The following is a 23076-nucleotide window of genomic DNA, read 5'->3' as shown; positions in this document are numbered from 1 at the left end:
GGGAGCACGGGGCCGCGTTCGTCACCACGCTCCTGGAAATGGCCGAGCCGGGGCAGCGGCGGCCCGGAATGGGTGAGGTCTGGCATCTGGCGGCGTCCGGGGTGCGACATCGGTTTCGGCTGCCGGCCGGGCGGCCGCTCGCCTGGGTGGCCGTCGTGCTGGCACTGCTGATCGGCGGCGGGCTCGGGGCCGCCGCGGGTTCGTGGGTGGCTGAGCAGACGTTCGCCGACGCGCCGGATGCGGACGCGGGCTGGGTGCTGCACGAGCAGGTGGCCGGCGGGTTGGGCGCGGATCCCGCGCTGGCCGACGGCAATCCGACTCCCTGGTTCACGAACCCGGTCAGTTGGAGCACCCTCGTCGAACAGCGGCGACAGTGGGATGCCGAGGCGGCCCGGCAGCGTCTGGCCGCCGGCGGCTGGCAGGTCGGTGCGGTCGACAGCAGGCCGCAGACCGGTACATCGGTCGACGAGACCGGTGCCGCGACGACCGTCACGTTCGCGATCAGCTCGTTCACCGCGGAACGCGACGGCGTGATCCTGCAGGTCCACAGCCAGGGCAGCGACCAGTTCACGCTGGTCGACACCGCGACGCGGACGGCCGGTAACGCCAGTCTGCTGCCGCTGATCGTGCTGGGCGGCCTGGCCGGGATGGCCGGTGGCTGGCTGGTCGCGGCCGCGCTGCTGCGCCGGATGCGGCGCACCAGCCCGGGCCGTGCCCGCAGTGCTGCTGCGGTGACGGTCCTGGCCGGGCTCGCACTGGCTGTTCCGGCGACCGCGTTCTACGGCAATGTGCTGCGCGCCTTCCGCGAGGCCGGCAGCGAGACCGCGGTGTTCACCGTGCACAGTGCGCTCACGCCGGGACCGTACTGGCCGTTCGGGCCGGCCTGGCTCAACCTGGCCCTGCTCGGAACGGGCCTCGTCCTGATGGTCGCCGCACCCGGCTGGACGGCGCCGGCGGCCGAGACCGAGGCGGTGACCGGCTGATGCAGGAGCCGACGTTTCTGATCCTGGCGGCGCTGGCCGCGCAGCCGTTGCACGGGTACGGCATCGTCCAGTCCGTGCTGGACCTGTCCGCCGGGGACGTGCGGTTGAAGCCCGGGACCCTGTACGGCGCGCTGGATCGTCTCGCCGAGGAGAAGCTGATCCTGGTGGACCGGGAGGAGGCCGTCGAGGGCCGGCTGCGCCGCTACTACCGGCTCAGCGACAGCGGCGCGGGGGCGCTGAACGTGGAGATCGACCGGCTGCGCAAACGGGCGGCAGCCGCCGAGGAACAACTGCGGCAGCGGCCGGGCATCGTGCCGGGGCTGTCCTTCGCCTATCCGGGAGAGTGTTGATGACCACCAGTGACTGGCCGCAGACCGACCCCGCGCTCGAGCGGACCTACAAGCGGCTGCTGCGGGCCTATCCGCCCGGCTACCGGCGCCGGCACGGGCGCGAGATCGTCACCACGCTGCTGGAGATGGCCGAGCCGGGCCAGCAGCGGCCGGCCCGGGCCGAGATGTGGCATCTGCTCGGCAGCGGGATCCGGCAGCGTTTCCGGCTACCGGCCGGGCGGCCGCTGGCCTGGGCACTCGCCGTGCTGGCGCTGCTGATCGGCGGCGCGATCGGGTCGGCGGCCGGGTCGTGGGCTGCCGAGCGTACGTTCGCCGCGCTCCCGTCCGACTCGGCGACCACCGAGCTGCAGCAGTTGGTGGCCGGCGGCCCGGGGTCGACCCACATCACCGACAGTTCGCCGTGGTGGGGTCCGACCACGCTGGGCCACACCGAGCTGACCGGCGGCTGGGACGCCGAGCAGGCCCGGCAGCGGCTGGCCGCCGACGGCTGGCAGGTCAGCGAGGTGCAGCGCCCGGCCCGTGACGCGGTGGTCATCGACGCGAACGGGCAGCCCACCGGAGTGTCGGTGACCGACTACACGTTCACCGCGGAACGCGACGGCGTCGTGCTGGACGTCGACGGCTGGTCGTTGCCGCAGGTCGGCACGGTCAGCATCCAGCTGTGGCCGGCGGGGAACGCGAGCCTGCTGCCGCTGATCGTGATCGGTGGGCTGGCCGGGATGCTGGCCGGCTGGCTGATCGCGGCCGCGCTGATCCAGCGGCTGCGGCACAGCGACCCGGGGCGGGTACGCGCCGCCGCAGCCCTGAGCACCCTGGCGGCGCTGGTCCTCGCGGTGCCGGCGGCGGCGTTCTACGGCAACGTCGTCCGCGCCTTCGAGAACCGGGACCTGGACGGGCCGCCGTTCACCGTGCACAGCGCGCTGACCCCGGGACCGTACTGGCCGTTCGGGCCGGAATGGCTGACCGCGGCGATGTTCGGCGCCGGTGTGCTGCTGGCCGTGGCGGTGCTGGTGGTGTCCTGGGGGCGGCCGGTGGCATCCCCCGCGACCCGGCCCGTGACGAGCTGAAAGGCTGTCGACATGCAGGAGCCCACGTTTCTCATCCTCACCGCGCTGGCCGCTCAGCCGCTGCACGGGTACGGCATCGTCCAGTCCGTGCTGGAGCTGTCGTCCGGCGAGGTCAAGCTGAAGCCGGGCACCCTGTACGGTGCGCTGGACCGCCTCGCCGAGCAGGAACTGATCGAGGTGGAGCGGGAGGAGGCGGTCGAGGGCCGGTTGCGGCGCTACTACCGGCTCAGCGACTCGGGTGCGGCAGCGCTGGCGGTCGAGGCTGAGCGGCTGCGCAGGCGGGCCGCGACCGCGGAGAGCCAGCTGCGCCTACGGCCGGGCCTGTCGGGCGCCTGAACAGGGGCGTAACGGCAGAAGCTTGACCCGGCACCCTTTCCCGGCGGCGGCCCTATGACCTTGAGTCGCAGGCGGCCGCCGGGGAGCAAGCGGGGACGGCCCTGATTCGCCGGAGCGGCCATCCCCGTACCCCGACGGCTCATCAGGCGGCTGCGGCCAGGCGCTGGCCGTGCACGTCGGTGACGCCCAGCCGCGAGGCCATCGTGCTGCGGGCCGCGATCTGCGCGGCATAGGCCGCGCGGCGCCGGGCCACGCAGCCGTCCTTGGCGGCCGGCGCGCCCTTCTGCTCCATGTGCGTGGTCAGCCCGTCGCGCAGCAACGCGAGCGCCTCGGTGCGCAGCTGCGACACCCGCGACTCGGTCACGCCCAGCGACGTGGCCACCTCCGACAGCGGGCGTTCCTGCAGGAAGGAGGCCTCGACGACGTAGCGCAGCCGCTCCGGCAGCACGTTGACCGCGTCGTGCAGGTAGCCGAGGCGCTCGCGGTGCAGCAGCATCTCCTCGGGGTTCATCGAGTTCTCGGTGACCAGGTCCTCGGCGGCGCCGGCGGTGAAACCCTGCAGCGAGAGCACGGCGGCGCGCTGCACGTCGTCGTCGACGCTGCTCAGCTCGCTGACCGCGACACCGAGCAGTTCGGCGAGCTCCTCAGCGGTCGGGGTACGGCCGAGCTGGCGGGTCAGCTCCTCACGGGCGACGTCGGCGCGCCGGGCCCGGGCCCGCACCGAACGGCTGGCCCAGTCCATGCTGCGCAGCTCGTCGAGCAGCGCCCCGCGGACCCGCACCGCCGCGAACCGGCCGAACGGGATGCCCCGCTGGTCGTCGTAGGCCTGGGCGGCGGTGACCAGCGCCGCGTACCCGGCCGAGGCGAGATCGTCGCGGTGCACGTGCGGCGGCACCTTGAACAGCATCTCGCGGACCATGTGGCCGACCAGAGCCATGTTGTCGCGGATGAGCTCCTCCTGCTCACGGGTGACGGCGGCGCTCGGCTGGACGGTCGTGGTCATCTTCAGATCCCCCCTGTGTCGTCTGACAGGGGGAACTTTTCGCCGCAACGGGTGCAGGAAGCGGCCACTCTCGGTTGCCGCTCGGTTGCACTGAGAATTTTTCCTCAAGTGCCCCTACGTCAGTAACCACCCGTTGTCGACGGCCAGCCGGACCGCCTCGGCACGGGTACGTGCCCCGGTCTTGCCGATCGCCGCGGACAGATGGTTACGGATGGTTCCTTCGGAAAGTGCCAGCTCACGGGCTATGTCGGCGACCGTTCCGCCGTCCTGGGCGGCGCGCAGCACGTCGGTCTCGCGGTCGGTCAGCGGGGAGTCGCCGAAGGCCAGGCTCTGCGCGGCCAGCGCCGGATCCACGACCCGCAGCCCCTGATGCACCCGGCGGACCGCGTCGGCGAGTTGCCGGGCGGGAGTGTCCTTCACGACGAAGCCGTCGGCGCCCGCCGCCATCGCCTGCCGCAGATAACCGGCCCGGCCGAACGTGGTCACCATCAAGACCCGGCACTGGGGCCGGGCCGCACGCAGCAGCCGGGCCGCAGCGATCCCGTCCAGACCCGGCATCTGTACGTCGAGCAGCGCCACATCCACCTCATGCTGCTGAGCGGCCGGGACCACCTCGTCGCCGCGCCCGACCTCGGCGACCACCCGCAGGTCGGCCTCCAGGTCCAGCAGGGCGGCCATCGCCCCGCGCACCAGCGCCTGGTCGTCGGCGAGCAGCAACCTGATCACGAGGGCGCCTCCATGCGTACGCGGAATCCCGGGGTGCCGTCGCGGCGCCCGGCGGTCAGGGTGGCGCCGACCTCGTCGGCGCGGCGGCGCAGCCCGGCCAGGCCCTGCCCGTTCCCGGTGGCCGCTCCCCCGCGCCCGTCGTCGACGATCTCGACGCTGTCCGGTTGCAGCAGCACCGCGGCGTGCTCGGCGCCGGCGTGCCGCACGATGTTGGTGACCGCCTCGCGGATCGTCCAGGCGAACAGCTCCCGGTTGCGGGTGGGCACCTCGTCGGCCGCGCCCGGCAGGTCCGCCTCGACGTTCGCCGCCGCGAGGGCCTCGCGGGCGGCGGCGATCTCGCCGGGCAGGGAGATGCCGCGCATGCCCAGCGCGGTGGCCCGCACGTCGGCGAGCGCGTCGCGGGCCAGGCCCTCCAGGTCGCGCAGTTCGGTGCGGGCCCGGTCCAGGTCGACGTCGAGCAGCCGCTGGGCGAGTTCGGCCTTGACGGTGACGACGGTCAGCGAGTGGCCGAGGATGTCGTGCAGGTCGGCGGCGATGCGGGCCCGCTCGTCGGCGACGGCGAGCTCGGCCAGTTCGTGCTGGGCCTGCACGAGGCGGCGCTGCCGGTCCAGGGCCAGCCGGATCCCGGCGGTGGCCACCGCGGCCAGCACGATCGCCAGGCTGTAGCCGTGCCCGGCGGCCCGCCAGCCCGGCATGGTCCGCAGCAACACCTCGGCCGTGACCAGCAGCAGCCCGGCCACCACGACGCCCTGCCGGCGCGGCAGGCCCATCATCGCGGTGGCCGCCACGTAGACCAGGCAGGTCAGCGCGTGCGCGCCGGCGCCCGGGATCTGCAGCGCGCCCAGCACCAGCATGGCGGCGACCCCGGCCCAGATGAGCGGCGAGGACCGCTCGGCCGGTGGACCGAACCGGACGTGGCGCAGGTGGCCGAGCACCAGCACGTAGATCACGACGAAACCGGCGAGCGCGGCCAGCCCGGCGCTGCGCTGCCAGCCGGACGGGTGACGCAGCAGGGCGGTCAGGCTCTCGCTGAGGTAGAAGAGCCAGACCGCGCCGAACACCCAGCCCCAGCGGGGCGGGTTCCTTGTTGCTGCCATGTGCCTATTAGACGCGGGCCGTGTCGCGGCGGAAGCGCCACATCGCGCCCGCGGCGAACAGGGCGGTCCACGCGACGACGTTGATCACCCCGACCCACAGGGTGCCGTCGTGCACCAGGGGGTAGCGGGCGATCACGCCGACCCCGTACACCGGGGTGAACTTGGCGATCGTGGCGAACGTGTCGCCGAGCTGGTCGACCGGGACGAACAGGCCACCGGCGAACGCCAGCAGCGCCAGGACCGGCCCGAGGATCTGCATGACGTTCTCGCTGGGCAGCAGATAGCCCATGAACAGGCCGAACGCGGCGAACACCAGCGAGCAGGCCCAGGCCAGCAGGCCGCAGCCGAGCCAGGCGGTGGCGGGCAGTTCGGCGCCGCTGACCGCGCCGACGGCGAACGCGACGGCCACCGACACCGCTCCGGTGATCATCGCGAGGATGATTTTGACGGCGACGTACGCGGCCGGTTTCAGCGGGGTCAGCCGCAACTGGCGGCTCCAGCCGGCGGCCCGCTCGACGGAGACCATCGCGCCGCCGCCGGTGGTGGCCAGCATCGCGCCGTAGACGGCCATGCTGATCAGCACGTACCCGGTGACGTTGCCGTCGCCGACCCGCTCGGTGCGGTAGCCGGAGCTGGTGCCGAACAGCAGGAAGAACGCGGCCGGCATGATCAGCGTGAAGATCACGGTGCGTTTGTTGCGCACCAGGCGGCGCAGCTCCAGTCCGAGCATGCCCACCGGAAGGGTTGCGGTCGTCATTCGTCGTCCCCTGTCAGGGTCAGGAACGCGTCTTCGAGGTTGCGGGAGGTGATCTCCAGGTCCCGGGCGGAGGTCCGGGTGAGCAGGTGCCGGGCGATCGCGTCGGTGTCGCGTCCGTGCAGATAGACGGTGTCGCCGCGGACCTCGACGTTCTCCACGCCGGCGATGCCGGCCAGGTCGTGCTCGTCGCTGCCGGGCAGGGTGGCGCGTATAGTGCGGCCGGAGGCGAGGGCCTTCACCTCGGCGGCGGTGCCGTCGGCCACGATCCGGCCGCGGCGCATGAACACCACCCGGTCCGCGTACGCGTCGGCCTCCTCCAGGTAGTGGGTGGCGAACACGACGGTACGGCCGCCGCGCGCGTCCTCGCGGATCGCCGACCAGAAGTCGTGGCGGCCGCCGACGTCCATGCCGGTCGTCGGCTCGTCCAGGATCAGCAGCTCCGGGTCGGGCAGCAGGGCCATCGCGAACCGCAGCCGCTGCTGCTGGCCGCCGGAACACTTGCCGACCAGCCGGTTGCCGATGTCGGCGATCCCGGCCCGCCGCAGCATCTCGTCCACGGTGGTGCGCGGGCGGCCGAACAGGACGGCGGTCAGGCGTACGGTCTCGGCGACCGTGTAGTCCTTGAGCAGGCCGCCGGTCTGCATCACGGCCGAGACCAGGCCCCGCGCGACCGCCTCCTGCGGCGCGCGGCCGTACACCCGGACCGTGCCCTGATCAGGCCGGGACAGGCCCAGCAGCATGTCGATCGTGGTGGTCTTGCCGGCGCCGTTGGGGCCGAGCAGGGCCACCACCTCCCCGGGACGGATGCGCAGGTTCAGCCCGTCGACCGCGGCGACCGTGCCGAAACTCCTGCGCACCCCGTCCAGGTCGACCGCGAGCGTCGTCGCGGTCGTCGGTGCAGCGGTGAGTGTCATGTCCTGATCGTGTCGCGGTGCACGGTTGCCGGCCTGCGCCGGGCGTCATGGCGGCACCGTGACATTCGTCAGGGTTAGTCTGCGGCAGTGGAGCCGACGCAGAGCGCCCTCGCCGTGCTGGTCCCGGAAGCCGAACCGGCCGTCGCCGAGCTGCGGCAGCGGCTGGACCGCAGCGCCCCGCGCGGTGTCCCGGCGCACGTCACCGTCCTGTTCCCGTTCCTGCCACCGAACGAGCTGACCGCCCAGGTGCAGGCCGGCATCCGGCACGTGGTCGCCGGGGTACCGCGCTTCTTCCTCACCCTGGACCGGGTCTGCTGGTTCGGTGAGCGGGTGGTGTGGCTGTCGCCGTCCCCAGACGAGCCGTTCCGGGAACTGACCCACCGCCTCGCCGGCCGTTTCCCGCGGGCCCAGCCGTACGGCGGCCAGTTCACCGACGTCGTCCCGCACCTGACGATCGGGCACGACCACCCGCTTCCGGTGCTGACCGCGGCGGCCGCCGAGGTGGAGAAGCGCCTGCCGATCCACGCCTGGGTCAGCACCGTGCACCTGCTGGTCAGCCGCCCCGACTCGTCGTGGACCACGCTGACCGACTTCCCGCTCGGCTGACCCGGCCGCCACTCAGGCCGGTATCCCGGGCCGGGAGAGGTGCGTGGCCGGCGGCCGGGGTCGGCGGGCCGCCGCTCAGGCCGGTATCCCGGGCCGGGAAGGGTGCCTGGCCGGCGGCCGGCGTGGGCGGGCCGCCGCTCAGGCGGGTTTGCGGGAGGGGTCGGGTCGCCAGCGGGCGCGTTCGGCCTGCATGCCGGCGAGCTGTTCCGGGGTCAGGGCGGCCATCGCCTCCTGGCGGTGGCGGGCCATCTCGGCGCGTTCCTCGTCGCTGAGGGCGGCGGCGGCCTCGGTACGCCGCCTGGCCAGCTCGGCGAACTGTTCTTCGGTCAGCGGTGCCTGCACGGCGATCATCTCCTCGATCAGTGTGATGAACTCGGCCACCGACGGCTCGGCCATCCGGTCGAGCGCGCCGAGGACACCGAGCAGCCGGGAGCGCAGCCGCGTCGTGCGGCGGATCTGCTCGTCGGCGGCGTCCAGCTGGCGGCGCATCACCGCGCGCGGGTCGCCGGCGTCCTCGTCGAGGGTGCGACGGATCTCGGCGAGGCCCAGCCCGAAGCCGCGCAGCGCCAGCACGACGTGCAGCCGGCGCACGTCGGTGGCGGTGTAGCAGCGGTGCCCGCCGGCCGTCCGCGACGACGGGGTGAGCAGGCCCAGCCGGTCGTAGTGGTGCAGGGCGCGGGTGGTCACCCCGGTCGCCCGGGCCAGCTCGCCGACCCGCCACACCTTCGCATCGGTGTCCATGCGACCGACGGTAGGGCGTGACGCGACGTCAGGTTCAAGACAGGTTCTCCTGCGGGCCGGCGATCACGGTCTGCTCGACGGTCTCCTTGGTGAGGCCGAGGCTGCTGAGCACGCCGTCCGGGTCCTCCTCCAGCAGGGCGAGCAGCAGGTGGCCGGTGCCGACGGCGTCGTGCGACAGGCGCAGCGCCTCGCGGAAGGTGAGTTCGAGGGCTTTGCGGCTGCGCGCGTCGTACGGCACCAGGGTCGGCACGTCGGTGCCGGCCGGCGGCGGCAGCGCGGCGGTGACCGCGGCCCGGACCGCGTCGGCCTCCAGGCCGTGGGCGGTGATCGCCCGCGCGGCGAGGCTGTCGGGGCGGTCCAGCAGCCCGAGGATCAGGTGTCCGGGCAGGATCTCGGTGTGGCCGAGCGTCTTGGCGTGGTTCATCGAGAAGACCACGGTGGCGCGGGCGTCGTCGGAGAACCGCTCGAAGCCCTGGTCCTTCGGCACGAACCGTTTCTGGGCGGCCTGCTTGGTGACCCCCATGCTCCGGCCGATGTCGGTCCACGACGCGCCGGAGCGGCGGGCCTGGTCGACGAAGTGGCCGATCAGGTGGTCGGCGAGCTCACCCAGGTGGTCGCCGAGGATGACGGCCTGGGTGAGCCGCTCCAGCGGGTCGTCGGGCCGCTGGCTGGTGATCGCCGCGATGAGGTCGTCGAGGCGCACGGGAGGCACGATGTCGGTCATGCCGTCAACCCTAGGTTGACGGCATGACACCGTCAACTACGGGTTGACGGCGGCTTACTGCTGGCGGCGTCCGCGCGGGCCCAGCGGCACCTCCGACATGTCCACCGTCTGCGAGGTGATGCGCTTGAAGCCGTACCCCCGCTCGGTCATCCAGGCCGCGGCCTTCGCCTCGGCGCGGGCGGTGACCTGCGGGATGTCCTTCTCCTCGGCGACCTGCTCGGCGAAGCGGAACGTGAAGAACGGCCGCGCCTTCAGGTCGTAGGTCAGGTGCCCTTCCTCGGTGTAGGCGACCGCGAGGATGTCGGCGTGCTGGTCACCGGCGGCGATCAGCTCGGCCTTCTGGGCGTCGGTGAGGTTGTCGAAGGATCCGCGTACGGTCACGCGGATCGTGCGTAGCTCAGTCACGCGGCCCAGTATCGACAGCGCCCGCCGAAGACAAAACCGGTTTTAGGAACGTACGGGCGCCGCGCAGCCGCACGGTCAGCACCTGCTCGGCCCGCTCGGTGCTCAGCCGCAGGTCGGCGGGCCGGCTCAGGCCGAGCGCCGCCAGGCTGGCCGCGGGGATCGCGGCCGGGTCCAGGCCGTCGCGGCGGGCGACGAGAACGCCCAGGTCGTAGCGGCTGATCGCATCCGTTCCGGCGACGTTGAGCACCCCGCGGTAGTCACCGGCCGCGAGCTCGAGCAGCGCGTCGGCCAGGTCGTCGACGTGCACCGGTTTGCGGATCTCGTCGGTGAACAGGGCGCCCCGGACCCTGCCGGCGATCAGGTCGTGGGTGAGGATCTCGTGGGCGCCGTTGCCGTCGCCGAGGATCAGCGAGGTACGCACGACAGCCGCCGACGGCAGCACAGCGCGCACCGCGGTCTCGGCGGCCGCTTTCGCCGCGCCGTACGCGTACACCGGGTCGGGCAGGGCCTGCTCGTCGTAGTCCACGGCGCGGCCGGAGAAGATCGCGTCGCTGGAGACGTGCACCAGGCGTACCCCGAGATCTGCGGCCGCGACCGCGACGTGGGCCGCGCCGTCCGCAGTGGCCGGCCAATCGCCCCGGTCGCGGCCCGCCGCGGTGTGAATGATCACCTCGGGCCGCACCTCGCCCAGCACCCGCCGCACCTCGCCCGGATCGCGGATGTCCATCCGCACGTCCGCCGGCCCGGACCGGAACGAGGCGCCGACCGGCTGCAGGCCGGCGGCCGCCGCGCGGGCCAGGACGCGGCGGCCCAGGGAACCGGTGGCGCCGGTGATCAGTACGCGTGTCACGGCAGCACTCTATGCGGCGCGGGTCTTCAGTGGGATGTCGCGCACGGTGGCCCACAGCATCGCCGCGGTGACGGCGACCAGCACCGCGGTGATCCCGACGACCGGCAGCACGCCGTCGACCTCGATCCGGTTGAACGGCAGGCTGAAGAAGCCGGTGACACCCCCGTTGATCAGCACGACGGCGGCCGCGGGCAGCAGTGCCAGCGCGCCGGAGGCCTCCCAACGGTAGAACGCGGCGCCGACGAACACCCCGACGAGCATCCAGGTCAGCAGCATGCACCAGTACACCGCGAAGATCACCGGATAGTCGCTGGTGGACTCGTAGATCCGGTGCTCCTGCACCTTCTGCCCCCAGTCGAAGGCCCGGTACACGGCGTTCTCAGCCGCGTAGGCGCCGGTGATCAGGGCGGCCGCCGTGCCGGTGGTGACCAGCTGGAAGAACGGGTGCTGCACGAGGAACTCCCGGCGGGTCCGGCCGTGCACCATCATCGTGGACAGCACCCCCGTCGCGCTGGCCCCGTAGCCCAGCGCCATCCAGATCAACACCTGCGCCGCGGCGTCGACGGTGCTGATCGTGATGTCGGTCAGGACGACGGCGACGCCGAGAATCACCGCGCACGCCGCATAGAAGCAGAGCAGGATGAACATCAGGAACACGAAGTGGGTGCTGAGCAGGTATCGGGCGATCGGCCAGCGGGTCATCGGGCGCCTCCCGTCAGGTGGATGAACAGGTCCTGCACGGCGACCGGCCCGAGTTCCAGGCCGTGGGCGCGGGCGGCGCGCAGGCTGTCCTCGCCGAGCGCGCCGTAGATCATGGCGCGTTTGGTCGGGCCGAGCCGTTCCTCGCCGAGCACGGTGAGGCCGAAGACGAAGTCGTCGACGATGCCGGCCGGCCCGGTCACCGACACCCCGCGGGCGCGCAGCTCGTCGAGGTCCTCGTGCAGTAGCAGGGTGCCCTCGTGCAGGATCAGCACCCGCTCGAAGATCGGGCTCTGCTCCTCGATCAGGTGGGTGGAGATCACGAAGGTGCGGTGCCGGGCCACGTACTCGCGCAGCACCTCGTCGAGGAACAGCTGCCGGGTCGGGGCGTCCATGCCCAGGTGCGCCTCGTCGAACATGGTCAGCTCGGCGCGCGACGCCAGGCCGACGACGACGCCGAACGCGGACCGCTGCCCCCGTGACAGCGCGCTGATCGTCTTCTTGCGGGGCAGGGCGAAGCGGTCCATCAGCTCGTCGGCGTACTTGTCGTCCCAGCTGGGCCGCAGCATCCGGGCCATGCTCAGCACGTCGGCCAGGTTGTCGGTGGGGTCGCCGACGCCGCCGTCCTCGCGGATCAGGCAGATCCGGGTGGTGTTGCGCAGGTTCTCGAAGACCGGCTCACCGCCGACGTGGACGGTGCCGGCGAACGGCTTGCGGAACCCGGCGAGGGCGGCGAGCAGGCTGGTCTTGCCGGCGCCGTTGCGCCCGAGCAGCCCGTAGATCTTGCCGCCGGGCAGGTCGAGGCTGACGTCGTCGACCGCGTGCGTGTCGCCGTAGCGCAGCTGGAGGTTGGCTGTCTGGATCGAGAGCGTCATCGGGCGTCCCCCGGTTCGTCGAGCTGCTGGATGCGGGTCACGATGTCGGCGAGCGCGATGTCCAGCGCCCGGGCCTCGGCGATCATCGGCTCGAGCACGTCGGCGAAGAACCGCTCACGGCGCTGGGCGCGCAGCTGCTGCTGCGCGCCCTCGGCGACGAACATGCCGACGCCGCGCCGCTTGTAGATCACGCCGTCGTCGACGAGCTGCTGGAACGCCTTGGCGGCGGTGGCCGGGTTGATCCGGTAGTACGCCGCGTACTGCGTCGTGGACATCACCTGCTCGTCGGCCTTGAGCACGCCGCGGAGCACGTCGCCCTTGATCTGCTCGGCGATCTGCCGGTAGATCGGGCTGCGGTCGTCGAACATCCGTGACCCGCCTTCATTGGTTCATTACTCTAGTAATGAACCGTAGAGGTACGGCGCAACCTCGTCAACGGCGGCTGTCGATGCGGGGAGCAGCGGTAGGCGTACATCGGGGGTCGGTATGCGGCCCGCCGCGTGCAGCGCCGCCTTGACCACCGTGGGGTTGGGCTCGGCGAACACCGCAGCGGACAGCCGCGCCAGCCGCCGCCCCAACGGCCGCGCCCGGGCGACATCACCGGCCCGCCAGGCCGCCACCAGCTGCACGAACGCCGCAGTCTGCAGGTGCGCGGAGGCGAGGATGCCACCGCTCGCGCCGAGCGCCAGCATCGGCGACAGCATCGTGTCGTCGCCGCACAGCACAGCGAAACCAGGCGGCGGATCGGCCAGCAGCGCCACCGCCTCAGCGTCGACCGCGCCGGTCGCGTACTTGACACCGATCACCTGCTCGATCGCGGCGAGCCGGCGCAGCGTGGCCGCGGTCAGCGGCTGCCCGGTGCGGTACGGCACGTGATACACCACCAGCGGCACCGGGCTCACCGCGGCGAGGGCCTCGAAGTACGCCACCACGCCGTCCTCGCCGGGCCGCAGGAACGGCGGCACCAGCGTCAGCGCCGCCGCCGCGCCGGTCGGCACGGCAGCCAACCGGCCGGGCGTGTTCGCGCCGACCAGCAACGGCGCGCCGGTATCGCGGCACACCCCCGCCACCACGTCCAGGACAGCTTCACGCTCGGCGTCGCTGAGCGACGCCGGCTCGCCGGTGGTGCCCAGCGCCACCAGCCCGGTCGCGCCGGCGTGCAGACATTCGACGGCCAACTTCTCGAGTACGCCCAGAGCCGGCGCCCCATCCTCGGAAAAGGGAGTGATCAGCGGTACGTAGACACCTTCCATGCCGTCTACGCTGCCCTCCGACGACCATAAGCACCAGTTCCGATTCCTGACGCCACCCGTAAGCTGAGCTGATGCTCGGCCACCGTCATCGGCCACAGCCCTACGCGGATCCCGCAATCCCGCGTCTGCGTCGATTCAACCTCGAATGAGAGCCTGCACTGATGCTCGACGTCCGCCGGCTACGGCTTCTGCATGATCTGAACCGTCTTGGCACCATCGCCGCGGTAGCCGAGGCCCGGGCGTATACGCCATCAGCCGTCTCACAACAGCTTGCCGTCCTGGAACGCGAAGCCGGTGTGGCGCTGCTGGAACGCACCGGCAGGAGCGTTGCGCTCACGCCCGCCGGGCGGGTTCTCGTTCGGCACGCCGAGACAGTCCTCGGGGCGTTGGAGGAGGCGACCGCAGCGGTCGCCGCCGTGCGCACCGGCCCTGCCGGTCCAGTCCGCATCGGTGCGTTCCCGAGCGCGATGCGGGCGCTGCTTCCGCGGGCGCTGGTCATGCTGGGTCGGCAGCATCCCGCGCTGGAGTTGACGCTCATCGAGCTCGACCCTGCTGCCGTGCCGGCGGCCTTGCATGACCGCAGCCTCGATGTCGGACTGCTACACGACTACGACGTCGTGCCGGCCGAGGTGGACCCGGCATTGGACTGGGTTCCGGCGCTGCAGGAGAAGGTCTTTCTCGCCGAGCCCTCGACCACCGCAACCGGCGATGTGGCGGCGACCGCCACCACGGACTGGATTCTGGCCACGCCAGGAACCCTCTGCCACGAGGTCATGATCCGGGTCTGCCGCGCGGCGGGGTTCGCGCCGCGAGGCCGTCACCATGCCGATGATTTCGCCGCCATCCTCGCGTTGGTCGCGGCGGGCCAGGGTGTCGCCTTGGTGCCCGAGCTCGCTGCCGCCAGCGCGCCGACAGGTGTGCATCTGACTGCCCTCGACAGCCGTCGTCGCACCAGGATCGCCTTCCGTCGGGGCGCGGCGAGCCATCCCGCCGTCGCCGCGGTGGTCACCGCCCTCACCGTGATCGCGCGCGAACATGCGATGTCCGGCGAGGGCTGACGGCAGCGCCAGCGTCTCTGCTCCCGCCGACTCCTCAGTGTCGACTTCGTTGGGCTGGGCTGTCATCGCAACCTGTGCTCGTGACGTCAGGTGCTCGCGTAGGCGTGCAGCAGGGGCCGGGCCTGGTCGGTGAAATGGCGTACGGCGGGGTCAACGCCGGGTGATTCAGGGTGCATCTCTGGCCACGGCACAAGCCGGCACCCGTCGTGGGAGGGCGGATACCCAACGCCTGGCATACTCCGGTCGCATGAAGAAGAGGGCCGCGCTGGTGGTAACCGTGCTCGCACTGCTCGTCGGCTGCGAGGCACCGAACGCCGACCCTACGGCTACGGAATCTGGGTCGGTCACGGCTGAACCGGTGGCTGCGGGAACCGGGACAACCAAGGCCGAACCGACAGCCACGAAGACGGAGAAGACGCCGGCGCCAGCACCGACGACCATCACGGTCGAGAACAGCCCCGACTTCGCAGCTCTGCTGGCAGGACCGCCGCACGGGAAAACCGTCGAGGCAGCCGTTGAAAAGTTCCTGATGAAGACCGTCGAGTTCGACGGGTTCGTTTCAGACATCTACATCAACCCCCGCGAGGCCCACGGCGAATCGACCATCGACGTGCGGGCGGGCAACGCGTCCGACAAGAAGCACACAGGCCCGGTGTTCCAGCTCAAGTGGTTCGGCCACGACACCCCGATGGAGAAGCTGAAGAAAGGCACGAACGTGCACGTGAAAGCCACGGCCGGAGTCATGTACGAGTTCGAGCCGTTCCAGTACTACCTGGTCGACGAAGACTCGGACGATACGTCATCCCCGCTGACCAAGCGATGACATCCGGTAGCGCGTAGAAGTCGAGAGGCCCGGCTCCTTCTTGGGGCCGGGCCTCGATGCTCCTGGTCTGCGACTCCCCGCGGCGGGTCGGAAGGTCCGCGGGTATACCTTCTGGCGAGTGGCTCTCGTTGACGTCTGCTGGAGACTGCCTCAGTCACGGGTGAGCTTGCGGTAGGTCACCCGGCGCGGCCGGGCCGCTTCGGCGCCGAAACGGTCGATCTTGTTCTTCTCGTTCGCCTCGAAGTTGCCCTCGAACTAGAACCCAGGCGCCCGTGACCAGCCGCCGCCTGCGGGCAACTCACAGAGTGAGCCCCCTGTCGGCAGATGCTCCCAAGGCTTGCCGGACAACATCGTCGCCGCCGGCAGGCCAGGGGTGTGCCAGCCGTCGGGATTCCTGCCCGACGCCGGCTGAAAGACCTGCCGACGATGCTGGGGTGAGGCCGGCGAGTGGGTCCGAAACCCCTGACTCCTAGGGCCGTCCAGCCCGGGTAAATCGCTCGGTCACGCCGACACCGATAGAACGCCGAGGAGGCTATGCTATTCGGCCGTGTCACGGTCACAGGCCACCAGCAGGTGGCGTCACAGCAAAGTCACCGCTGCCCCGGGGAGGCCGATCCCATACGCCCTCGGCCTTCCCGGGGTCCTCGACGACGCCCGGGGAACAGGTCACGGTGCGCTCCGAAAAAGACATCTTAGGCCCGCGATCACCGAGGATCTCGGTGATCGCGGTGCCGCAGCGAGTGCGGGGACAATGCACTCGCCGGCACCAGCTGGCAGATCCGCCGCGGTTCGCCGAGCACGACACCGGACACACCCGTCGGGGCGCTTTCAGCAGCGGTGAGAGGTCCCGACCCGATAACGCCCCGGGACCCGACCCGCTGCCGTATTCCCGCTCACCACCGTCCGAGACAAGGCTGCCGCAGCGGTCAAGGCTCCTCGGGCGTCGACACCGTGGCCGCGGTCCCCAGCGTCTCCAGCGACACGAATAGCTGCTCGGCGTACTTCTCGGCGGCGCGGCGCACCGAGCCCATCGTGAACCACCGCAGCCAGACCGCCGCCCACACCAGATCGAAGCCGACCAGCGCGGCCTGCTGCTTCCAGCCCAGCGGAACGATCGCCCAGTAGGCCAGAACGAGGGTGCACACGATCGCAAGCCCGCAGACGGCGATTCCCGGAGCCCGGCAGGCGAACCCGTTGCGCCGCAGCCCGTAGCTGATGACCTCCTCGTAGACCAGCGGGAACCGGGCCCTCTCGCGGGTGCGTTCTCGCAGCGCCGCGGTGGCGACCGCGTAGAGCGCGTCGGCCTCCACCGGATCGGCCTGTTCCGCTGCGGCATTGGGCAACTCGACACCGAGGTGAGTGGCCACCAGCCGATGACGGCGGGCTACCACCGCCGGTGCCGGAGCATCCCGCCAGCGCAGCAGCAGCTCGGAGGGACGCCCGCCCCACGTTTCGAACAGGCCCGGCTCGGCGCGCAGGCCACGGTCGCGGACCGCCTGCGACACCAGGACCGGCAGGCAGAATGTCGCGGCCGCGGCCACCTTGCCGGCGATCCCGACCGCGACCGGGATCGCGGTGACCGCCAGGACGATCAGCGGGACCACGACCAGCACGGCGGGCAGGAACCGGGCCGTGCGGTTGTACCGGTCGGTGACCAGTTGCAGCAGGGTCACGCCCGCCCCCGGTCCCGGCCGGGCATTGCATGCCGGTCAGTCATCATCGCCGGTCTCCACCAGAGCCGGCAGCGGCGTGACCGGGTACCAGCCCGCCCGTGCCGGGGCGTCCGGGCTGTGATGGCAGATGGTGCCACCTTCGGTGGCCACGACCGTGCAGCCTCGACGGATCAGCGCGTTGACGACCTTCGGCGACGGGTGCTTCGGCGCCGCCTTCGCTGAACTGATCATCGCTGTGCGGTTACCGAAGTGCGGTGCCGACGGTGACCCGATCAGCCGGTCGAGGATGGTCGGGCCGAGGTTGCGGCGGCTGCCGTGGTGGGGGGCCTGGAGGAACCGCAGCGGCTGGGCTTGAAACGACCCGTACAGCGCCTCGTATCGGGCGGCGGCCGCCTCCAGGGCGGGGATGCCGGCGTCGCCAGTGAATAGCATCCGTTCACCGTCGACGGTCAGCAGCGTGATCACCGATGAGTTGTTGCGCGGGCTGGTTTCGCCATCGTCGCTGAGCGTCTCGGCCGGCAGATACAGGCTCGAGTGCTCGAGCAGGTTGACACCCTTCTGCCGCACGAGCTCGCGGGCGGCCACCGACAGCGCCGCCGACCGGGCCTCCCGCAGTTGCTGGTCCAGCAGCGTCTCGTAGTACGACTCGGTCGGCCCTAGGATGATCAGCTGACCGCCGAACCGGGACGTGCCGGTGAACGGCTCGACCAGTGATACCCCGTTCGCGCGGGCCGTCGCGAGCAGTTTCTCCAGCGACTCCAGGTTGGAGAAGTCGGCGATGTCCCGGCGATGCTCACCGGGCTGGTGGATCATCAGCTGCCGCACGTAGAGCAGGTCGATCGCCCCGGCCAAGCCGTCCAGGTGATCGGCGTCGGGATGCGTGGAGATCATCAGGTCGACATGGCGGGTCTGGTAGTACTTCTCCACATGGGCGGCGAGGGCTTCACTGGTGTAGCCGCGGCCCCCGTCGATGACCACAACGGCGTGGCGCCCCGTGGACTCGACGGTGAACCGGATCGTGATGGCGTCCCCGCTCTTGCCGCCATCCTGGTTCTCGTTCTCCACCGGGAGGAAATCAACTTCGTACACGGCCGTCCTCATCTGGCGTGTGACACTCGAACAGGTGATCTAACTGGAGGCAGCGTACGCCGATCATGAAGTCACCGCTAGTAACTTTCATCTCCCACTCTGTGCCGTAACCTGCCAGGTGTCCGGATCGTTAGCGGCGCCTGCGATTACGCAGTGTCATCCACAACGCCAGCCGAGGTACCCGGCCTGAGCAGGGTGCGGCAGCACGGCGGCCGCGAGTACGACCCCCGCCGGGAAGAGGACCACTACGAAGGCGGCTTCTAAGTGCTTCAGTTCTGAAGTCCTTCGGGGGTTAACGGTTTGGGGCCTGGATACGGGCCATCGGTGATCGGGCTGATGAGGACGTCGCAGACGAAGTCGAGGGCTTCTTCGGTGGTGCCGCTGAACCAGTACTGGTCTTCGTAGCTGTTGTTGCTGGCCCGGTAGGTGGCCAGGTGCCAGCGGTGGGCGGATCCGCTGTACCGCAGCCGCATCAGCGGCAGCTGTTGGCCGCCGGTCAGCTCAACGGTGACGTAGGCGAACTGGCCGCGGTAACGGACGTCCACTGCAATCAGCTGCGGCCAGTTCGCCTTGGCTCGCGCCCGTAGCCGTTGCGGCAGCGACGTCTTGGTGGAAGCGGGAATGACCGGCATGGAAGCACATCCTGCCGCCTCCGGCGTGTCCTGCTGTCCTGCGGCGCGCCAGCCCGGCATCCTCGACCGGCCCTCAAGCGAGATCATCTTCGATGGAAGCTGGCCGGTGCCCGTCCCTCACGCACGCCCGATCATCCTGACCGTTGCCGAACGACGCAGGCTCACCGCCCTGGCCCACTCCCACACCGCCGCATACCAGCAGGTTATCCGGGCCCGGATCGTCTGTGATGCCGCCCGCGGGCACTCCAACGCCGCGATCGCCCGCCGGCACGAGGTCACTGTCGACACGGTGCGCCGCTGGCGGGGCAGGTTCGCCGACGAAGGCCTGCCCTGGCTGGCTGCTGGTCAGCGAGTTGGACCCGGCCGCCGTGCCGGCCGCGCTACGCGAGCGGCGCCTGGACGCCGGGCTGGTGCACGACTACGACGTGGCCCCGGCCGCGGCCGACACCGACCTGGACTCGGTGCCGCTGCTCGACGAGACGGTTCACCTGGCCGTGCCGTCCGATCTTGAGGCGGCCGGCATCGGCGACCTGCGCGAACAGCCGTGGATCCTGGCCAGCCCGGGGACGCTGTGCCACGAGGTGACCCTGCGGGTCTGCCGGGCGGACGGGTTCAGCCCGCGGGCACGCCATCACGCCGACGACTTCACCGCGGTCCTCGCCCTGGTCGCGGCGGGCCAGGGCGTGTCGCTCGTACCCCAACTGGCGGCCGACCGGCCACCCGCCGGACTGCGGCTGCTCACCGCGCCCACCCGCCGCCGCACCCGCATCGCTTTTCGCCGCGGCGCCGCCGAGCATCCCGCTGTGGCCGCCCTCATCGCAGCGCTGCGTAGATCAGTCTCACCTTTGCCGGAAAGTTGCCGATGGACAAGTAACCCGAGACCGGACGGACTCGGCGTGAAGAAGCCAGAGGTGTCTCCCACATGAAGAACCTGACCATCGGACGCCGTCTGGGGACGGGATTCCTCGTGGTCGTCCTTGCCATGGTCGCGCTGGTCGTCGCCGGCGTCTCCCAGGTCAACAAGATCAACGATGAGCTCACCGTCATCAACGACGTCAACGCCGTCAAACAGCGGTACGCGATCAACTTCCGGGGCAGTGTGCACGACCGGGCCATCGCGATCCGTGACCTGGTGTACGCCGGCAACCCGAGCGGCATCGACGCCGAGAAGGCGCTGATCGACGAGCTCGCCGCCAAGTACGCCGACTCGGAGACGAAGATGAACGCCATATTCGCCGACCCCTCCAAGGTCAACGACGCGGAGAAGGCCGCCCTCGCCGGCATCGCCGAGGTGCAGGCCGCCACCAACCCGCTGGTCGCGCAGATCATCGAACTGCGTGAGGCCGGGCAGCGCAGCAAGGCGATCGCCCTGCTCAACGACGAGGCCAAGCCCGCGTTCATCGAGTGGCTGCGCGTCATCAACGTGTTCATCGACATGGAGGAGGCGATGAACAAGGCGGAGACCGCGACCGCGCGCGACATCGCCGACAACTTCCTGACCTGGATGGGCCTGCTGCTGCTCGCCGCGATCGGCATCGCCGTGGCCGTGGCCTGGCAGGTCACCCGCAGCATCACCCGCCCGCTTGGCGAGGCGGTCACGGTGATGTCCGCGGTCGCCGACGGTGACTTGACCCGCCGCCTGGACGCCGCGTCCGCCGACGAGGTCGGGCAGATGAGCCGCTCGGTCAACACCGCCCTGGAGTCGATCGGCTCGGCGATGAGCCGCCTCGCCGCCGGCGCCGAAACCCTCGGCGACGCCAGCGAGCGGATGAGCCGGCTCACCGCGCAGCTCGCCGACGGCGCCCAGCAGTCGTCCGAGCAGGCCGACCTGGTCGCCGCGTCGGCCGACGAGGTGTCGCGCAACGTGCACACCGTCGCCACCGGCTCGCAGGAGATGGGCGCGTCCATCCGGCAGATCTCCACCAGCGCCAACGAGGCCGCCAGCGTGGCCGGCCGGGCGGTCACCGCGGTGCAGACCACCACCGCCTCGGTGTCGCGGCTCGGCGCGTCCAGCCGCGAGATCGGCGACGTGGTCAAGACGATCACCAGCATCGCCGAGCAGACCAACCTGCTCGCGCTCAACGCCACCATCGAGGCGGCCCGCGCCGGGGAGTCCGGCAAGGGCTTCGCGGTGGTCGCCGGCGAGGTCAAGGACCTGGCGCAGGAGACCGCCCGGGCCACCGAGGACATCGCCCGCCGGGTGCAGGCCATCCAGGCCGACACCGACGGCGCGGTCTCGGCGATCCAGGAGGTGTCCGAGGTGATCGAGCAGATCAACACGTACCAGACGAAGATCGCGTCGGCGGTGGAGGAGCAGACCGCCACCACCAACGAGATCAACCGCAGTGTCTCGGAGGCGGCCGGCGGCTCCGGCCAGATCGCCGCGAACATCGGCAGCGTCGCGTCCGTCGCGCGGACCACCACCGACCTGGTCAACCAGTCGGAGCGGGCGGTCGGCGAACTTGCCGAGGTCACCGGTGAGCTGCGCACCCTGGTGTCGCGGTTCCGCTACTGAGTTCCCGGTTCACCCGCGGGGGTGGCACGGCGATCGTCGCCGTGCCACCCCCGCTTCGTCGTTGATCGATAGACTCCGGCCGGTGAAGAAGTCCTCCGCCGCGTGCACGCTGCTGTTTCTGCTGGCCGGCTGCACCGGCGGCGACAGTGCGGCCACCTGGAACCAGCCGCCCACGACACCGGGCCCCGCGCTGCCGTCCGGGCTGATCGCCGTCGACGGCGACACGCTGCGCGTGCACGACGCGAAGACCGGCACGGTGCTGCGAACGCTGGAGCGTCCGGCCGGCCGCCAGGTCACCTACAGCCCGGATTTCCGGTACGCCGCGACAGTCGACCGGGACGCCGGGCTGCTCACCGTGTATACCCTGGACGGCGACGGCTATCGGCCGTCCGGCACGCTCAACCCGGCCGCCCTCGGCGGGGACGGGCTGGCCCTGGTCAACGCCGCGTTCGTGCCCGGCAGCGGCCGGCTCGGCGTCGAACTCGACGGCGGCGACGGGGCGATGCGCAAGACGGTCGGCGTCGACCCGGCCGACCCCGGCCGGGTCACCGGCGACCTGCCCGGCTTTCCGTCGCAGTTCACCGACTCGACCGGGGATCCGGCGAGCGCCGAACACGTCGCGATCCCCTCGGTGCCCGCGGCCCGCGACGTGACCGTGCACCGCAGCGCCCGGGAACTCGTCGACGCCGACGTGATCGCTCCCGACGACGACGGCGACGGGGTCAGCGCCCTGCTCTACTCCTGCCACGGCCCACAGATCGCCGCCTTCACCCTCGCCTGCCGCGGCCAGGGCGAACGGGCCGAACTGGTGGCGCTGACCGCCGACCCGCAGCGCACCGACGCGACCATCCGCAGGATCGGCGCCGTCAAGGGCAAGCCGTTCACCGACGTGCTGGTCTCCCCCGACGGCCGGCAACTGATCGCCCGCCGCGGCGACGGCTTCTACGCGGTGCCGGTGGCCGGCGGCACCCCGCGCCGCCTGTTCGGCCCGCTCGCCGGCGAGGTCATCCGCTGGAACTGACCGCCGGATGCAGGTTGGCCCACGCGCGCCCGCCGGGCTGTTGCTCGGCCCACGCGTCGAGCAGGTCCCGGGCCTGCTGCATCCCGGCGCCCAGCAGCAGCCGCTGCTCGCCGGCGAACCCGCCCGCCTGCTGCAGCACTCTCCCGCCGCTGCAGCAGGCGCACAGGTCGAGCCGGGCGGCGAGCACCTCCACACCCAGCCCGCGCCGGGCGAACCCGGTCTGCAACTGCGCCAGATCGTCCGGCGTCGCCGCGGTGACCAGCACCGACAGCGTCACCGTCGACGACGCCTCGAAGATCGCGATCTCGTCGAAGACCGGCACGGTACGGCCCTCCAGCTCCCGTTCGCCGGTGGGCGCGCCGTCGTGCACGAGCACCTCACCGAAGCGGCGGGACGTGTCGAACGGCACGCTGATCACCCGGGCCCGGGCCGGGCACAGCCGCCGCGCCCACACCACCTCGCCGACGTCGCCCAGCCGGATGCAGACCGGCCCGAGATCCTCGTGGATCGGACCGTCCCCGGGCGGCAGGTCCAGGCCGAACCCGGCCCAGCAGTCCCGGGCCACCGCCCACTCACGCAGCATGGTCGCTGCGATGCCCAGGTTCCAGAAGGCCGGCTCGCCCCGGCCGCGGGGCACGAACCCGATCGCGGTCCGGCCGGTCGCGTAGGCGCGCGGCCAGTTCCCGGCGAACTTGTACGCCAGCGCCGCGTCGAACCACAACTCCCCGGCGCCCTCGGCAACCCGCCCGGCGGCGTCCGACAGCAGCTCACCGGCCAGCTGCCAGTGCCCGGCCTCGAACGCCTCGTAGCCCTCGGCGACCGTCCCGACAGTGTCGCGCTCGGCGTCACCCAGGGGATTCATGCGCGGCACGCTAACAC

At 71.4% G+C, this 23076-nt stretch carries 26 protein-coding genes and 2 pseudogenes; 11 read left to right on the top strand and 17 right to left on the bottom strand.

Features of this window, described 5'->3' with window-relative positions; genetic code table 11:
* Positions 1–38 precede the first annotated feature (38 nt).
* The 4 genes from OHA21_RS13915 to OHA21_RS13900 are packed head-to-tail and all read left to right on the top strand — an operon-like array spanning position 39 to position 2736.
* Positions 39–983 carry a hypothetical protein gene (locus OHA21_RS13915; protein WP_328473967.1) on the top strand — a complete coding sequence of 315 codons (945 nt, stop codon included), beginning with the start codon at positions 39–41 and terminating at the stop codon, positions 981–983.
* Entirely contained in the window at positions 983–1333 is a 351-nt protein-coding gene (locus OHA21_RS13910; RefSeq protein ID WP_328473965.1) for a PadR family transcriptional regulator, read from the top strand. The genes OHA21_RS13915 and OHA21_RS13910 overlap by 1 nt, the downstream gene beginning before the upstream one ends.
* The gene (locus OHA21_RS13905) at positions 1333–2400 is read left to right on the top strand and encodes a hypothetical protein (protein WP_328473963.1); all 1068 of its coding nucleotides are present in this window, start codon (positions 1333–1335) and stop codon (positions 2398–2400) included. Before OHA21_RS13910 ends, OHA21_RS13905 begins: the two co-directional genes overlap by 1 nt.
* A gap of 12 nt (positions 2401–2412) precedes the next feature.
* On the top strand, positions 2413–2736 hold the full coding sequence (locus OHA21_RS13900; RefSeq protein WP_328473961.1) for a PadR family transcriptional regulator: 324 nt from the start codon (positions 2413–2415) through the stop codon (positions 2734–2736).
* 142 nt (positions 2737–2878) lie between these two features.
* Here OHA21_RS13900 and OHA21_RS13895 read toward each other — a convergent pair whose 3' ends face one another.
* The 5 genes from OHA21_RS13895 to OHA21_RS13875 form a co-directional block, all read right to left on the bottom strand.
* Positions 2879–3739: a sigma-70 family RNA polymerase sigma factor gene (locus OHA21_RS13895; protein ID WP_328473959.1), complete on the bottom strand. Its 861-nt coding sequence runs from the start codon at positions 3737–3739 to the stop codon at positions 2879–2881.
* 114 nt (positions 3740–3853) lie between these two features.
* Positions 3854–4465, bottom strand: a complete 612-nt coding sequence (locus OHA21_RS13890; RefSeq protein WP_328473957.1) for a response regulator transcription factor — start codon at positions 4463–4465, stop codon at positions 3854–3856.
* Positions 4462–5562 carry a sensor histidine kinase gene (locus OHA21_RS13885; protein WP_328473955.1) on the bottom strand — a complete coding sequence of 367 codons (1101 nt, stop codon included), beginning with the start codon at positions 5560–5562 and terminating at the stop codon, positions 4462–4464. Before OHA21_RS13885 ends, OHA21_RS13890 begins: the two co-directional genes overlap by 4 nt.
* A 7-nt stretch (positions 5563–5569) precedes the next feature.
* On the bottom strand, positions 5570–6319 hold the full coding sequence (locus OHA21_RS13880; RefSeq protein ID WP_328473953.1) for an ABC transporter permease: 750 nt from the start codon (positions 6317–6319) through the stop codon (positions 5570–5572).
* Positions 6316–7233 (bottom strand): ABC transporter ATP-binding protein, encoded by a 918-nt coding sequence (locus tag OHA21_RS13875; RefSeq protein WP_328473951.1) that lies wholly within the window; start codon positions 7231–7233, stop codon positions 6316–6318. Before OHA21_RS13875 ends, OHA21_RS13880 begins: the two co-directional genes overlap by 4 nt.
* Before the next feature lie 87 nt (positions 7234–7320).
* Between OHA21_RS13875 and OHA21_RS13870 the strand changes: the two genes are divergently transcribed.
* The gene (locus OHA21_RS13870; protein WP_328473949.1) at positions 7321–7839 is read left to right on the top strand and encodes a 2'-5' RNA ligase family protein; all 519 of its coding nucleotides are present in this window, start codon (positions 7321–7323) and stop codon (positions 7837–7839) included.
* Positions 7840–7977: 138 nt separating this feature from the next.
* On the opposite strand, the gene OHA21_RS13865 is transcribed toward OHA21_RS13870, so the two are convergent.
* Genes OHA21_RS13865 through OHA21_RS13830 form a run of 8 tightly spaced genes read right to left on the bottom strand, consistent with a single transcriptional unit; the run spans position 7978 to position 13386 of the window.
* Entirely contained in the window at positions 7978–8580 is a 603-nt protein-coding gene (locus OHA21_RS13865) for a MerR family transcriptional regulator (RefSeq protein WP_328473947.1), read from the bottom strand.
* A 34-nt stretch (positions 8581–8614) separates the two neighbouring features.
* On the bottom strand, positions 8615–9304 hold the full coding sequence (locus OHA21_RS13860; RefSeq protein WP_328473945.1) for a Clp protease N-terminal domain-containing protein: 690 nt from the start codon (positions 9302–9304) through the stop codon (positions 8615–8617).
* Positions 9305–9358: 54 nt separating this feature from the next.
* Complete coding sequence (locus tag OHA21_RS13855; RefSeq protein ID WP_328473943.1) at positions 9359–9709, bottom strand: DUF6204 family protein; 351 nt, start codon at positions 9707–9709, stop codon at positions 9359–9361.
* Entirely contained in the window at positions 9702–10559 is an 858-nt protein-coding gene (locus OHA21_RS13850) for a sugar nucleotide-binding protein (protein ID WP_328473941.1), read from the bottom strand. Before OHA21_RS13850 ends, OHA21_RS13855 begins: the two co-directional genes overlap by 8 nt.
* Before the next feature lie 9 nt (positions 10560–10568).
* The gene (locus OHA21_RS13845; protein WP_328473939.1) at positions 10569–11261 is read right to left on the bottom strand and encodes a hypothetical protein; all 693 of its coding nucleotides are present in this window, start codon (positions 11259–11261) and stop codon (positions 10569–10571) included.
* Positions 11258–12133, bottom strand: coding sequence for an ABC transporter ATP-binding protein (locus OHA21_RS13840; protein ID WP_328473937.1), 876 nt, complete (start codon positions 12131–12133; stop codon positions 11258–11260). The genes OHA21_RS13845 and OHA21_RS13840 overlap by 4 nt, the downstream gene beginning before the upstream one ends.
* Positions 12130–12501: a GntR family transcriptional regulator gene (locus tag OHA21_RS13835; protein WP_328473935.1), complete on the bottom strand. Its 372-nt coding sequence runs from the start codon at positions 12499–12501 to the stop codon at positions 12130–12132. Before OHA21_RS13835 ends, OHA21_RS13840 begins: the two co-directional genes overlap by 4 nt.
* A gap of 24 nt (positions 12502–12525) precedes the next feature.
* Positions 12526–13386 carry a dihydrodipicolinate synthase family protein gene (locus OHA21_RS13830; RefSeq protein ID WP_328473933.1) on the bottom strand — a complete coding sequence of 287 codons (861 nt, stop codon included), beginning with the start codon at positions 13384–13386 and terminating at the stop codon, positions 12526–12528.
* Between the two features lie 161 nt (positions 13387–13547).
* On the opposite strand from OHA21_RS13830, the gene OHA21_RS13825 reads away from it, so the two are divergent.
* Complete coding sequence (locus OHA21_RS13825) at positions 13548–14444, top strand: LysR family transcriptional regulator (protein WP_328473931.1); 897 nt, start codon at positions 13548–13550, stop codon at positions 14442–14444.
* A 247-nt stretch (positions 14445–14691) separates the two neighbouring features.
* Positions 14692–15267 carry a DUF4839 domain-containing protein gene (locus tag OHA21_RS13820; protein ID WP_328473929.1) on the top strand — a complete coding sequence of 192 codons (576 nt, stop codon included), beginning with the start codon at positions 14692–14694 and terminating at the stop codon, positions 15265–15267.
* Positions 15268–16193: 926 nt separating this feature from the next.
* On the opposite strand, the gene OHA21_RS13815 is transcribed toward OHA21_RS13820, so the two are convergent.
* The 3 genes from OHA21_RS13815 to OHA21_RS13805 all read right to left on the bottom strand — a co-directional run bounded on the left by OHA21_RS13815 (position 16194) and on the right by OHA21_RS13805 (position 18661).
* Positions 16194–16940, bottom strand: coding sequence for a hypothetical protein (locus OHA21_RS13815; RefSeq protein ID WP_328473927.1), 747 nt, complete (start codon positions 16938–16940; stop codon positions 16194–16196).
* A 36-nt stretch (positions 16941–16976) separates the two neighbouring features.
* Entirely contained in the window at positions 16977–18029 is a 1053-nt protein-coding gene (locus OHA21_RS13810; RefSeq protein WP_328473925.1) for a ComEC/Rec2 family competence protein, read from the bottom strand.
* A gap of 269 nt (positions 18030–18298) precedes the next feature.
* Positions 18299–18661 carry a hypothetical protein gene (locus tag OHA21_RS13805; RefSeq protein ID WP_328473922.1) on the bottom strand — a complete coding sequence of 121 codons (363 nt, stop codon included), beginning with the start codon at positions 18659–18661 and terminating at the stop codon, positions 18299–18301.
* Between OHA21_RS13805 and OHA21_RS52710 the strand changes: the two are divergent.
* The 4 genes and pseudogenes from OHA21_RS52710 to OHA21_RS13790 all read left to right on the top strand — a co-directional run.
* Positions 18651–18986, top strand: a pseudogene (locus OHA21_RS52710) (helix-turn-helix domain-containing protein); the annotation flags it as partial. The gene OHA21_RS13805 and the pseudogene OHA21_RS52710 overlap by 11 nt on opposite strands.
* A 13-nt stretch (positions 18987–18999) precedes the next feature.
* A pseudogene (locus OHA21_RS13800) lies at positions 19000–19587 on the top strand (LysR substrate-binding domain-containing protein); the annotation flags it as partial.
* Positions 19584–21176, top strand: a complete 1593-nt coding sequence (locus OHA21_RS13795; RefSeq protein WP_328473920.1) for a methyl-accepting chemotaxis protein — start codon at positions 19584–19586, stop codon at positions 21174–21176. The pseudogene OHA21_RS13800 and the gene OHA21_RS13795, both read left to right, overlap by 4 nt.
* Before the next feature lie 82 nt (positions 21177–21258).
* Positions 21259–22197: a hypothetical protein gene (locus OHA21_RS13790; RefSeq protein WP_328473918.1), complete on the top strand. Its 939-nt coding sequence runs from the start codon at positions 21259–21261 to the stop codon at positions 22195–22197.
* On the opposite strand, the gene OHA21_RS13785 is transcribed toward OHA21_RS13790, so the two are convergent.
* Positions 22181–23059 (bottom strand): hypothetical protein, encoded by an 879-nt coding sequence (locus tag OHA21_RS13785; RefSeq protein ID WP_328473916.1) that lies wholly within the window; start codon positions 23057–23059, stop codon positions 22181–22183. The genes OHA21_RS13790 and OHA21_RS13785 overlap by 17 nt on opposite strands.
* Between the last annotated feature and the right edge of the window lie 17 nt (positions 23060–23076).

The sequence above is a fragment of the Actinoplanes sp. NBC_00393 genome, from assembly GCF_036053395.1.
Taxonomy (GTDB): Bacteria; Actinomycetota; Actinomycetes; order Mycobacteriales; family Micromonosporaceae; genus Actinoplanes.
The sequence above is the reverse complement of the archived record's forward strand: the minus strand, read 5'-3'. Positions and strand labels throughout refer to the sequence as shown.